At 37.2% G+C, this 13,051-nt stretch carries 10 protein-coding genes and 1 riboswitch; of the genes, 3 read left to right on the top strand and 7 right to left on the bottom strand.

Annotated features, from left to right (window positions below):
* Positions 1–28 precede the first annotated feature (28 nt).
* From lolA to GM698_RS09490, 7 genes are all read right to left on the bottom strand, one after another.
* On the bottom strand, positions 29–661 hold the full coding sequence (gene lolA / locus GM698_RS09520) for an outer membrane lipoprotein chaperone LolA (protein ID WP_176808615.1): 633 nt from the start codon (positions 659–661) through the stop codon (positions 29–31).
* Between the two features lie 117 nt (positions 662–778).
* Positions 779–3,637, bottom strand: a complete 2,859-nt coding sequence (polA, locus tag GM698_RS09515; RefSeq protein ID WP_209289344.1) for a DNA polymerase I — start codon at positions 3,635–3,637, stop codon at positions 779–781.
* 117 nt (positions 3,638–3,754) lie between these two features.
* Positions 3,755–5,158 (bottom strand): YdgA family protein, encoded by a 1,404-nt coding sequence (locus GM698_RS09510; protein WP_209289343.1) that lies wholly within the window; start codon positions 5,156–5,158, stop codon positions 3,755–3,757.
* Positions 5,159–5,318: 160 nt separating this feature from the next.
* The gene (gene trpA / locus GM698_RS09505) at positions 5,319–6,131 is read right to left on the bottom strand and encodes a tryptophan synthase subunit alpha (RefSeq protein WP_176810099.1); all 813 of its coding nucleotides are present in this window, start codon (positions 6,129–6,131) and stop codon (positions 5,319–5,321) included.
* 1 nt (position 6,132) lies between these two features.
* Positions 6,133–7,323 carry a tryptophan synthase subunit beta gene (gene trpB, locus GM698_RS09500; RefSeq protein ID WP_176810100.1) on the bottom strand — a complete coding sequence of 397 codons (1,191 nt, stop codon included), beginning with the start codon at positions 7,321–7,323 and terminating at the stop codon, positions 6,133–6,135.
* Positions 7,324–7,350: 27 nt separating this feature from the next.
* Positions 7,351–8,103, bottom strand: a complete 753-nt coding sequence (locus GM698_RS09495; protein ID WP_176808620.1) for an SDR family oxidoreductase — start codon at positions 8,101–8,103, stop codon at positions 7,351–7,353.
* 228 nt (positions 8,104–8,331) lie between these two features.
* Positions 8,332–9,870 carry a Na+/H+ antiporter NhaC family protein gene (locus GM698_RS09490; RefSeq protein WP_209289342.1) on the bottom strand — a complete coding sequence of 513 codons (1,539 nt, stop codon included), beginning with the start codon at positions 9,868–9,870 and terminating at the stop codon, positions 8,332–8,334.
* Positions 9,871–9,981: 111 nt separating this feature from the next.
* Positions 9,982–10,151, bottom strand: a riboswitch (Lysine riboswitch).
* Positions 10,152–10,286: 135 nt separating this feature from the next.
* Between GM698_RS09490 and GM698_RS09485 the strand changes: the two genes are divergently transcribed.
* The 3 genes from GM698_RS09485 to GM698_RS09475 all read left to right on the top strand — a co-directional run bounded on the left by GM698_RS09485 (position 10,287) and on the right by GM698_RS09475 (position 12,997).
* Complete coding sequence (locus tag GM698_RS09485) at positions 10,287–10,706, top strand: H-NS family nucleoid-associated regulatory protein (RefSeq protein WP_176808622.1); 420 nt, start codon at positions 10,287–10,289, stop codon at positions 10,704–10,706.
* A gap of 69 nt (positions 10,707–10,775) precedes the next feature.
* Positions 10,776–11,612, top strand: coding sequence for a formyltetrahydrofolate deformylase (gene purU, locus GM698_RS09480; protein WP_159629880.1), 837 nt, complete (start codon positions 10,776–10,778; stop codon positions 11,610–11,612).
* Positions 11,613–11,923: 311 nt separating this feature from the next.
* Positions 11,924–12,997: a homoserine O-acetyltransferase gene (locus tag GM698_RS09475; protein ID WP_159629878.1), complete on the top strand. Its 1,074-nt coding sequence runs from the start codon at positions 11,924–11,926 to the stop codon at positions 12,995–12,997.
* The last annotated feature ends 54 nt before the right edge of the window (positions 12,998–13,051 follow it).

Raw genomic sequence — 13,051 nt, 5'->3', positions numbered from 1 at the left:
TTATAACCGCTTGTCACTATATTATTTTCTATTTTTTACTAGCACGCTGATCATCTAACTCAGCCTCTTTGGGTACTCTGAATTTGAATAACTCGCTTGAAACACCGCCTGTGGTAATGTTGCGTAATACATATAAATTGCTTTGCCCATCACGCTCAATGGTGCTGAATCCTTTTAATAAACCGCTTTTCTCAATACGTACATCAAACTGTTTTAAGTTACTTTTATTGGATTTTGGCTTTAATACAAAAGTATCCGCATTTTGGGTTACATCGTATTGCGCCCAATGATTCTTATCATTGCTGGTTAATAATACAAATGGCGTATTATTAACCGCATCTTGCACATTATTTACGGTCACTTGTGACACAAAAGGATCATAAAACCATAAATTTTCACCATCAGAAACAATCAAATTTTCTTGTGGTGATTTAGTCTCCATTCTAAATAAATTAGGGCGTTTTACTTGGAATTTTCCTTTACCTTTTTGAATTTCTTTGCCTTTGCTTGAACGTACAACTTGATCGAAATCTGCACTATATTGGCTAACTTGCATTAAACGGCGTTGTAATTCAGCAACTGATTGAGCATCAGCAAATGCCGTGCCTGCTAAGCCTAATAAGGCGAAACTTAATACGGATTTTTTGAGTAATTTTTTCATTTATTTTCCTTACTATTCAAAGAATTTTTACCTCTTTGGCAACGAACCAATTAAACGCTTCATATTAATGAACTGCTACAACGATACAATAAAAGTTCGCCATTGTATAGCGTTAGATTAATGAGCCTCGTCCCAATTATCGCCAATTCCGACCTCTGCAATCAGTGGTACGTTAAGCGAAATGGCTTTTTCCATTTCAGCTTTAATGAGCTGGCTGTATTGTTCTAGCTTATCTGCTTTCACTTCAAACACTAATTCATCGTGAACTTGCATAATCATTTTAATCTCGTGATTACCACGAATCGCTTTATCAATACCGATCATTGCAACTTTGATAATATCTGCCGCCGTGCCTTGCATTGGGGCATTAATTGCCACTCGCTCCGCTGCTTTACGCAAAATAGCGTTGCTTGATTTAATATCGGGCAAATATAAACGGCGACCAAACAAAGTTTCCACATAGCCTTTTTCTGCGGCAACTTCACGAATATCTGTCATAAACTGCTGCACGGCTGGATAGCGTTTAAAATAGAGCTCCATATATTTTTGGGCTTCTGCTCGTCCAATACCGAGTTGGTTTGAAAGCCCAAATGATGACATTCCATAAATCAATCCAAAGTTAATCACTTTCGCACTGCGGCGTTGCTCGCTGGTAACCTCTTCTAATGCAACACTGAAAATTTCTGCGGCGGTTGCTCGGTGAATATCTTTTCCTTCCACAAACGCAGCGATCATCCCTTCATCATTGGCCAAATGCGCCATAATCCGTAGTTCAATTTGGGAATAGTCGGCGGCAACAATTTTATAGCCTTCTCTTGCAACGAATGCCTGACGGATTCGTCTGCCCTCTTCGTTGCGGATAGGAATATTCTGTAAATTTGGATCACTAGAAGAAAGTCGCCCTGTTGCAGTTACCGCTTGGTTATATGAGGTATGTACTCGCCCTGTTTTTTTATTAATTAATTGTGGAAGTTTATCAGTATATGTTGATTTCAATTTACTTAATCCACGATGCTCCATTAATAATTTCGGGACGATATGCCCTCGCTGTGCCAATTCATCTAACACTTCCTCGTTCGTCGAGGGTGCACCTTTGGGCGTTTTTTTCAAAACTGGTAAGCCTAATTTGCCAAATAGAATGTCTTGTAACTGCTTGGTTGAAGCTAAATTAAACGTCTGTCCTGCTTCCGCGTGAACTAGCTGCTCGATTTCACTTAAACGTTTTTCAATTTCTGCCGATTGTGTTAATAATTTTTTTTGGTCAATTAACACACCATTGCGTTCAATACGAGAAAGCACGCTCACCAATGGCATTTCAATTTCGTTAAACAATTTCACCAACTCAGGCTCTGATGATAATTTTTGCCATAACACTTGGTGTAACTTCATTGTGACATCAGCATCTTCGGCGGCATATTCTGCGGCTTTAGGAATCTCAATTTTATCGAAAGTAAGCTGATTTTTGCCTTTACCCGCCAACTCTTCAAATGGAATAGTCTTATGCCCTAAATAACGGTAAGCCAACTCATCCATATTATGGCGACCTGTACTATTTAAGGTGTACGATTCTATCATCGTATCAAACTCAACGCCTTGTAACTCAATGCCATAGTGAGAAAAAATGGTTAAATCATATTTGATGTTCTGCCCAATTTTTTTTATGCCACAATGTTCTAAAATTGGTTTGAGTTGCGTTAAACAAGCGGTCAAATTTAGCTGATTTTTTACCAATTCATCACTATTTTCATTATCTGTATCGCCAAGCTCACCAAACATATCTACTTGTTTTTGCTCCGCTTTTTGCTTATGCCCAAGTGGAATATAGCACGCTTCGCCATTTTCAAGCGCAAATGAAATCCCCACTAAATTGGCTGACATTGAATCTAAATTATCCGTTTCAGTATCCACTGCAACCATCTTGGCTGAATTCAATTTGCCGATCCAAGCCGCCAATTTTTCTTGTGTGTCCACCGTTTCATATTTACTGCGGTCAATCACGATAGGATCTGCAACATTTTCCTCTTTTTTAACCGCTTGTGTCACTTGGTAATGATTGGGCACTTTCTCTGCAGATATGCGAGTAAGCGGATTGGCGTTATTATTTACCTCATTCAGCCAACGTTTGAATTCATAATATTCAAATAAAGTCGTCAGTTCCGCACGATTTTGTGCTTGGGTTAAAAGCTGATGATGAGTAACATCTAATTCCACATCGGTTTTAATCGTTGCCAGCAGATAAGATAAATCAGCATTCTCTTTTTCAGCGGCTAATTTTGGGGCGAAACTTTTTGCTCCACGAAACGAAAGTGAGGCAATTTTATCTAAATTATCATAAATCTGTTTAAGTGATCCAATTCCTTGCAATAAAGCGAGTGCGGTTTTTTCACCAACGCCTTTAACGCCAGGAATATTATCTGCTGAATCTCCCATTAGGGCTAAAAAGTCGATGATCAACTCAGGTGGAATACCATATTTTTCAATAACACCTTCCCGATCAAGCACGGTGTTATTCATTGTGTTAATCAACATAATGTGATCGTTCACCAGTTGTGCCATATCTTTATCGCCAGTGCTAATTAACACATCTTTGCCATCTTTAGCTGCTTGCACAGCTAATGTGCCAATAACATCATCTGCCTCTACCCCTTCAATCGAAATCAGTGGAATACCTAACGCTTTAATAATAGCGTGTAACGGTTGAATTTGAGCACGCAACTCATCTGGCATTGGCGGACGGTGCGATTTATATTGCTCAAACAATTCATCACGAAACGTTTTTCCTTTCGCGTCAAACACAACGGCAATGTGGCTGGGTTCTACTTGTGCGATCAGGCTTTTTAACATATTCAATACACCATACATTGCCCCTGTTGGATCTCCATTTTGATTAGTTAGCGAAGGGAATGCGTGAAATGCTCGATATAAATAAGAAGAACCGTCCACTAGCACCAGTGGATTTTTTGCGATAGTTGCCATAAAAAATCTCTTGAAAATCAAATAAATATTGGCGTTATTATACAAGAATCGTAAAAGAAAGGGATAAAAAAGCGTATTTCAGCCATAGCCAAAATACGCTTTTTCAAGTGGTTACGATTATTGACCGAGCGAACTTGCTCCCATCATAATCATAAATAACGCCATTTGAATTTCATCTTCGGTTAATTCACGTCCATTGACGATTAATTTCTCATTTTCAACCGATAATTCCATCTTCACGTTGTTTTCATCTACTTTTCTTAATCCGTAGTGTCCAACGTCGGCATTGAGAAAAATAGCATCGACTTGTTGTTTGGCAAACGCTTTTGCTTCTTCTTCGCTTAACTTCTCTGTTGCCATTGAGATTTGGCGAATAAGATCTTCTGCATATTCACGGTTGATATTTGAAGTAAATTTACTGGTTGAGAGGGCTTTTAATACCTCTTGAATATTACCAAGATCTTGTAAATTAACTTGAGCCATATTTAGTATTAAGGCTAAATCCACTTTTCCTTTGCTATTTTCAAAAGAGAAATTATTAATGTGGAACTTGGCTGATTTTTCCAGTAATTTCAATAAGAGTTCGGTTGTCTGCTGATTTTCGATAGCTTCAGGATTAGACAATAATGGCTTAATATCGTTAGTTAATTTAGCATCTAAATCGTATGCCATATCCATTTTTAATTTTCCCATTTCAACCCCTTCAAGGTTGAAAGATTCAGCAGTCAAACTACCTGTAGAAACTAAACGCTCGCCTTTTAACAGATTATCACCTTTAACCACAATATCTTTAATTTGTGATAACTTGCCACTTTTAGACTTAAATTCAATATCTTTAACTTTCGCACTTCCTACTCCAAAGGTGAGATTCGGATAATCGCCATTAACCTCTGCTTGCATCTCATAAGACACACCTTGCACTTGGAAATCAAGCTCTTTATCCATTACCTTAAAGGCATCTAATTCAACCGTGCCATCTATTGCCTTTGCATTCTGGTAACTATATTCTAACTTAATGGGTGTTGCTTCAACAAAGCCAGCTTCATCACCATATTTAATCGGAGATACCTCAAAATTTCCTTTTATATCACCCGAATAACTGATATTAGCCACCCCCGAACCAATATTTTCTCCAACGAATTTTTTAAACTGCGTTGGTGCTTGAAGTTCGCTTTCAGTACTCATCATAACAGGTAGGAAATTAAACTTCGCTAAACGGTTAAGTGGCAATGGGCCGTGATGAATTTTATCATTACCAATAAAGTCTAATTTTTCACCATCACCTAAATCTACCTCTAATCGATATTTCGCTTCAGAACTGAAGAAGTGGCGTTCAATCTGCACATCTTTAAACGCAATATTTGCACCCAATTCACCACTCAATTGTTTAAATTGATGATTGGCTTGCGTAACTAATTCTTGATATTTTTCTTCGACTTGTTTACCTGTATACCAGCTGCCACCAACTGCCACTACACCAATTACAGCAACGACTGAAAGTGTAATTTTGCTTAATTTCATTGTGTTTCCTTTTATTTAAAATAGTTATTTCTGTCGTTTAGATCATCGTTTTTTAAATTTCTTCAACTTAAAAAACGCTCAGTTTATTTGCACTAAACGCTATTGGGCGAACATTGCCTGCCATATTATACGCAAATTATTTCAAAAAAATAACCGCTTGCTACTTACTTTTAGTTGCTGACTTCATTGAAGCGACAAATTCCGCTAGCTCTTTAAGCAAATTTGCTTGATCATCTAAATTACGCTCAATGATTTTCACAATTGCCGAACCTGAAATAGCTCCATCTGCCCCTAATCGTAACGCTTCTCTAACTTGTTCAGGTGTAGCAATACCAAAGCCTTGCAAGATAGGGGCTGAATTTGCTTTTTTTAAGCTCTCTACTAAAGAATCCAGATTACTTGCGTGAGCCTGATTTTCTGCACTAGTGACCCCTGCACGAGAAACCAAATAAGTATAGCCCTCGGTCAATTGTACAATGCGTTGAATCGTATTTTCATCTGCATTGGGTGGGCAAATAAAGACAGGCTGAATACCATATTTTTTAGCCACAGGAGTAAATTCTTCAGCCGCTAAAACGGGCAAATCTGCAATTAAGACAGCATCAACACCTGCTTGTTGGCAGCGATGGAAGAATGTCTCTGCACTTGGTACAAAAATTAAGTTTGCACAAAGCAATAAACCAATTGGAATCTCTGGATATTTATTACGGATTTGTGCAATTAATTCAAAACACGCATTCGTACTGTAACCTGCATCTAATGCACGTTTATTAGCCGCTTGAATAACGGGTCCATCTAATAGAGGATCAGAAAATGGTAAGCCAAGCTCTAAAGCATCTGCCCCCTTTGCAATCATTGTTTCGATAATTTCAACACTGCGATTAAAATCAGGATCACATAAAGTAACAAATGGAACAAAAGCCCCTTCATTTTTTGCCTTTAAGCTATTAAATAAAGTATCAAAGCGACTCATCTTACTTTCCTCCATTTAAAATTTTATCGACCGTGAAAATATCTTTATCGCCTCGTCCTGATAGATTGACGACGAGCAATTGTTCTTTCTCAGGGTTTTGGTGAATTAGTTTTAACGCATAAGCAAGAGCGTGGGAAGATTCTAGTGCTGGAATAATTCCTTCATACTTCGCTAAGGCTTGGAAAGCATCTAGTGCTTCTTGATCTGTAATTGAAACATACTCTGCTCGCCCTGTTGCATTTAAATAAGCGTGCTGTGGACCAACCGATGGAAAATCTAAGCCAGCTGAAACGGAGTAAGACTCTTCAATTTGCCCATCTTTATCTTGCATAATTGGGGATTTCATACCAAAGTAAATTCCTGTTGTACCGTGTTTAAGCGGTGCACCGTGTTCACCTGTTTCAATCCCCTTGCCCGCAGGCTCTATACCGATTAATTTAACCGTTTTTTCTTCAATAAAGTCCGCAAACATACCAATCGCATTAGAGCCTCCGCCAACTGATGCAATCACTGCATCTGGCAAGCGGTCTTCTTTTTCTAAAATTTGGCATTTAGTCTCTTCGCCAATCATTTTTTGAAATTCACGCACCATTGTTGGAAAAGGGTGTGGGCCTGCTGCCGTGCCTATTAAATAGTGGGTTGTATCGTAATTCGCTGCCCAATCACGCATTGCCTCACAACAGGCATCTTTTAATGAGCAAGAGCCTTTCTGCACCGAAATGACCTCTGCTCCCATTAGATGCATACGAAATACATTAGGCGATTGACGCTCAACATCTTTTGCACCCATATACACCACACAAGGCATTCCAAGCATTGCACAAGCAAGAGCTGTTGCAACACCGTGTTGCCCTGCTCCAGTTTCAGCAATGATCCGCGTTTTGCCCATACGTTTTGCTAGTAAGATTTGTCCTAACACTTGGTTAGTTTTATGTGCTCCGCCGTGCAATAAATCTTCACGTTTTAAATAAAGCTTCGTTTTTGAACCTTTTGTTAAGTTACGGCAAAGAGTTAATGCCGTTGGACGACCTGCGTAATTTTTTAATAAATCAGCAAATTCCGCTTGAAAAGCTGGATCTTGCTGCACTTCAACAAAAGCTTGCTCTAATTCTTTGAGTACGGGCACTAAAATTTCTGGCACATACATACCGCCAAATTCGCCAAAATAAGGATTAAGAAGTGTATCTGACATAATTTTTCCTTTTCTAAATTTAATTCGCTAAAGACTGCGTGCCACATTCAAAGCTGATGAAGTTTGTGCAACTGGCATTACTTCAATACGATTTATATTCACGTGTTCTGGTTGTTGATTTAACCATAACACAATGTTGGCAACATCTTCTGGGCGAATAAATTCCACATTTTCATAAATTTTTGCTACTTTTTCATCATCGCCTTTAAAACGAATATGAGAAAATTCGGTTCCACCACATAAGCCTGGCTCAACATTCGACACTCGTACTTTTGTGCCTGCTAAATCTGCACGTAAATTTAAACTAAACTGTTTTACAAAAGCTTTTGTCCCACCATAAATATGCCCGCCAGGATAAGGGTAAGTGCCTGCAATTGAGCCAATATTAATAATATGGCCTGAATTATGCTCAACCATTTCAGGTAGTACTATACGCGTTATTGTGACTAAGCCTTTAATATTAGTATCGATCATTTGATACCAATCATTTAAATCAGATTTATAGGCAGGCTCTAATCCAAGGGCTAGCCCCGCATTATTAACTAATACATCTATTTTTCGCCAACCTTGAGGACGACTGTTTAATGCTTCTTCCACTTTTTCTGGTTGCTGAATATCAAATACAAGCGGTAAAAATTGATCGCCAAATTGCAAATGTAGCTCGTTTAAACGCTCCGCTCGTCTGCCCGTACCAATCACTTTATAGCCTGATTGAAGCAGTAATTTACAAATGGCTAAACCAAAACCAGCGGTTACGCCTGTTACTAATGCAGTTTTCATTTTTTTACTCTCAAAATTAAAATGTACTATCAAAGTAGTACAAAAAGAACAAAATTGCAAGGAATATATATCAGAAGAGAAAAAAAGCGTACCAAAAGGTACGCTAAATACATAGGAGGATCTTATAATTTTATATAACACAACATTCGATATCCATATCTTGAGTTGCATTCTATACCATAAATCCCTTTAATTCTGTGATTGTCTTCACATTTTTAGAAATTAACCTTATTTTTCTGTTTTTTTCGCTTTAAAGATTAAAATCAATAGTGCCATTACTACAGCAGTTGATACAAATCCTAATAAGGCTGATTGTGTGAAGCCCACAAACAAATAACCAACAATAGATGCTACTGCCACTAATAACGCATAAGGTAATTGAGAAATAACGTGATCCATATGGTTACATTGAGCCCCTGTTGAAGATAGAATAGTTGTATCAGAAATAGGTGAGCAGTGGTCTCCACATACTGCGCCCGCCATTACTGCCGATAAACAAGGAATAATTAATGAAGGGTCAGAATGTACAGCCATTGCTGCACCAATTGGCAGCATAATACCAAAGGTTCCCCAACTTGTACCTGTTGAGAATGCCATTGCCGCCGCTAATACAAATAAAATCGCAGGTAAGAAACCCGCTGCAATATGCTCACCAACTAAACCAGATAAATATTTACCCGTTTGCATATCACTTACTACGCCATTGATTGTCCAGGCGAAGAATAAAATAGTAATTGCACCAGACATCATTTTTACGCCTAATCCATAAGCACGGAAGTAATTTTTTAGCGAAATATGACCGCTTGTTACAATACAAATCGTTGCGACAATAAGTGCAGCAAGCCCACCGACAACCAACGAAATACCTACGGTGGTATTTTCAAACGCCCCTAAAATAGAGAATGGTGTACCAGCGTCAGCTAAAGCATCTGCCCCCGTTTTTATCATCATTGTAACAGTTGTAAAAATTAAAGTAGCAATTGGTAAAATCAGATCACGAACTTGTCCTTTTGTCTCTACTTGCTCTTCCTCTAATGAATCTAACGCTTCTGTATGGCGTTCAAAACGAGCCATTGAGCCAATATCAAATGAGAAATAAGCGACAACGAATACCATAATCATTGAAAAAATCGCATAAAAATTCATCATACTCATTGTCATAAATGCACCAAGTGGCGAATAGCCACTAATAGAATGCGTCGCTAATAAACCTGCGATTAAAGTGATGATGTAAGCCCCCCAGCTTGAAATAGGCATTAATACGCACATTGGGGCAGCAGTTGAATCTAGAATATAAGCTAATTTTGCACGAGAAACACGAAATTTATCCGTAACTGGACGAGCAATAGCCCCTACAGCTAAACTATGAAAATAATCATCAATAAAAGTAAAAAATACTAAACCAGCTGCCATTAATTTTGCACCACGTTTACCTTTTACTTTATTTTGTGCCCAATTAGCGAAGGCTTGATTACTGCCAGAAATACTTAATAAAGAAGTTAACACGCCTAATAAAACCAAAAATAAAATAATATTGACATTATTAGCATTTAAACCTTCCCCAGCACCTTTATAGACTAAAGAAACAACACTATTTTTAATATAGGTAAGTGCATCAAGAAAATTACTATTAGTTAGCATAAATGCACCAAATATAATTCCGATACTTAATGAAATAATCACTTTGCGCGTAATTATTGCTAACATTAATGCAATCAATGCAGGCAACACAGACCAAAGCGATGTAGAATAATCAACTAGATTCATAAAACCTCTAAAATGACTTTGTATAATTAAGGATAACAGCCAAACAAGAGATGTACTGAGATATTTATAAAATAAATATAAAGGAAGGAAATATGAAAGCCTAAAACCCACCCTAACAGTAGCACTCCGTAGCATTAACTACGACAGTGTCGTTTCTTTCGATAACGACCCCAACCAATTAAGATGACGCTTAATTGATTTCGGCAAACTCACCTTTCCTTTTTCTTCATCGTTTTCCACTCAGAAAAAATACTTATTGAATTTGCACCTCTACATTTTGTAGGAGGTCGTAAGATACCACGAATATCTTAAGATATAAAGTATCTCTTTTTTATTTACCTTAAATATCTTTTAATATATGATAAATAGCAATAACTTTAACTTTTCGTTACTACTAATAAAATAAGGAGTAAAAAATGTCAGATTTAAAAAGTCTTTTAAATATTCGTAGTTTAAGAGCATTCGCTAAAGATTTAGCTCTTGAGCAATTAAAATCAATTGCTCAAAAACTAGATACTATTATTGCTGAAAAAGAAGAAGAAATTAGAAAAGAAGAGCAGGAAAAAGCAAAACAATTAGAAAGCTTGAAAAAATATACCGAAATGCTTAAACAAGACGGGCTCTCTATTGATGAATTGGCACAATTATTAGCAGATAAAATGATTAAAGGCCGTAAAACACTTAAAGCACGCAAATCAGCTTCTCCTCGCCCTGCTAAATATAAATTTATTGATGCTAAAGGCAATGAAAAAACGTGGACAGGTCAAGGCAGAACACCAAAAGCATTGCAACAAGCACTAGATAAAGGTAAAAAGTTAGAAGATTTCGCTATTTAATATATTAAATAACATTAAATATAAGAGAGAACTCTATTGAGTTCTCTTATTTTTATAACAGGAAATGCTATGCTTGAACACAAAATATTATTAACCGAATGCCCTGATGACACAGGATTAGTCGCCAAAATTACTAATATTTGTTACAAACACCAATTAAATATTATTAAAAACTCGGAATTTGTAGATAACGAAACCAAACGTTTTTTTATGCGTACTGAATTAAATGGTATTTTTAACGATAAAACCTTATTAGCAGATCTGGAATTTACTTTACCAGAAGGTTCTATTTATAAATTATTACCAAAACAGAGAAAGCGTATTGTTATTTTAGTAACAAAAGAGGCTCATTGTTTAGGCGATTTATTAATGAAAAACTATTATGGTGGATTAGATGTAGAAATTGCTGCTGTAATTGGCAACCACGATACGCTAAAAGGCTTAGTTGAACGCTTTGATGTGCCATTTCATTTAATCAGCCACGAAAACCTAACTCGTATTGAGCACGACAAAATGCTTGCTGAAAAAATTGACGAATACTCACCTGACTATATTGTTCTAGCTAAATATATGCGGGTTTTAAATCCTGAATTTGTTGCTCGTTATCCAAACCGAGTCGTAAATATTCATCATTCTTTTTTACCTGCTTTTATTGGGGCTAAGCCATATCAAAGAGCTTATGAGCGTGGGGTAAAAATTATTGGAGCAACTGCACATTTCGTAAATGATGAATTAGATGAAGGCCCAATTATTATGCAAAATGTGATCAACGTCGATCACACCTATACCGCAGAAGCAATGATGCGTGCAGGGCGAGATGTAGAGAAAACAGTTCTAAGCCAAGCATTAGAATTAGTGCTTACCGATAAAATTTTTGTCTATAAAAATAAGACGATTATTCTATAACCAAAATAAAAAGCTGGTTCATCTTAATAACCAGCTTCTCTCTATTTAATTGCATCAATATTCTAAACTCAGCAATAAAATAATGCCCTTTCATAATCGCTATAAATCTTTCCCCGATCTAGGCCTCTAAGTTCTAATTTCCAATAAATAGATTAAAAAACAAAATAAACTTAAATTTTTTAGCCGTTTAAAAATCCAGACGTTTAGACGTCTAAAAATCCTTGACAATTCACCGCAACACCGCTAATTTAGCCATATTATTACAACTACAAGCGGTCAAAAAAACACAATTTTTTGCAAATAAGGATTCTATGGCTCAGCACATCACGCTTTTTGAGGAAACGCCCCTGCCACTTTCATTAGGCGGTGAACTTTCCCCTATTACTGTCGCTTATCAAACTTACGGCGTCTTAAATGCAGATAAAAGTAATGCAGTTTTAATCTGCCACGCCCTTACTGGCGATGCTGAGCCTTATTACGATACAGCAACTGAAAAAGGTTGGTGGCAAGATTTTATGGGAAAAGGGCTAGCTTTTGATACCGAAAAATACTTCTTTATTTGTAGTAATGTGTTGGGTGGTTGTAAAGGTACGACAGGTCCCGCTTCTATCAACCCTAAAACGAATAGACCTTACGGTAGCCAATTCCCCATTATTACGGTACAAGATATTGTGAATGTACAAAAAGCCTTGATTGATTATCTAGAAATCCCAAGACTTCATACAGTAGTGGGCGGCTCTTTTGGTGGAATGCAAGCAACACAATGGGGAATTAGTTATCCAGACCAAGTGCGTAACATTATTAACCTCTGCTCATCGCTTACCTTAAGTGCTGAAGCGATAGGTTTTAACCATATTATGCGTCAAGCCATTATTCACGATCCACATTTTAATGGTGGAGATTATTATGATGGCATAGCACCAGATAACGGCTTAACAATAGCTCGAATGTTAGGAATGCTCACTTACCGTACCGATATTCAGTTAGCTAAAGCGTTCGGACGAGAAACAAAACAGCAAGGCAAAATTTGGGGTGAATATTTCCAAGTGGAATCTTATCTAAGCTATCAAGGCACAAAATTTCTGGGGCGTTTTGATGCAAATACCTATATTCATTTATTAAGAGCGCTGGATTTATACGATCCCGCCCTTGGTTATGAAAACGAAGAAATGGCGTTAAAACGCATTAAAGCTAACTATACATTTGTTGCGGTCACTAGCGATCAGCTTTTCAAACAAATTGATGTATATAAAAGCAAACAGAAATTAGAGCAAGCTGGGGTGAATTTAGAATTCCACGAGTTTCATTCCGATTTTGGACACGACTCATTCTTGGTGGATTATGATTTCTTTGAACCGATGATTAAAAAAGGCTTAGAAAAGTAAATTTACATTTTTTTAGCGAAATTTGACCGCTTGTCATCAAGAAAAAAGCACACC

Origin of the sequence: Mannheimia sp. ZY171111 (genome assembly GCF_017750945.1) — a bacterium.
Classification (GTDB): Bacteria; Pseudomonadota; Gammaproteobacteria; order Enterobacterales; family Pasteurellaceae; genus Mannheimia; species Mannheimia pernigra.
Note: the sequence above shows the minus strand (reverse complement) of the source record. Positions and strands in the feature narration are given on the sequence as shown.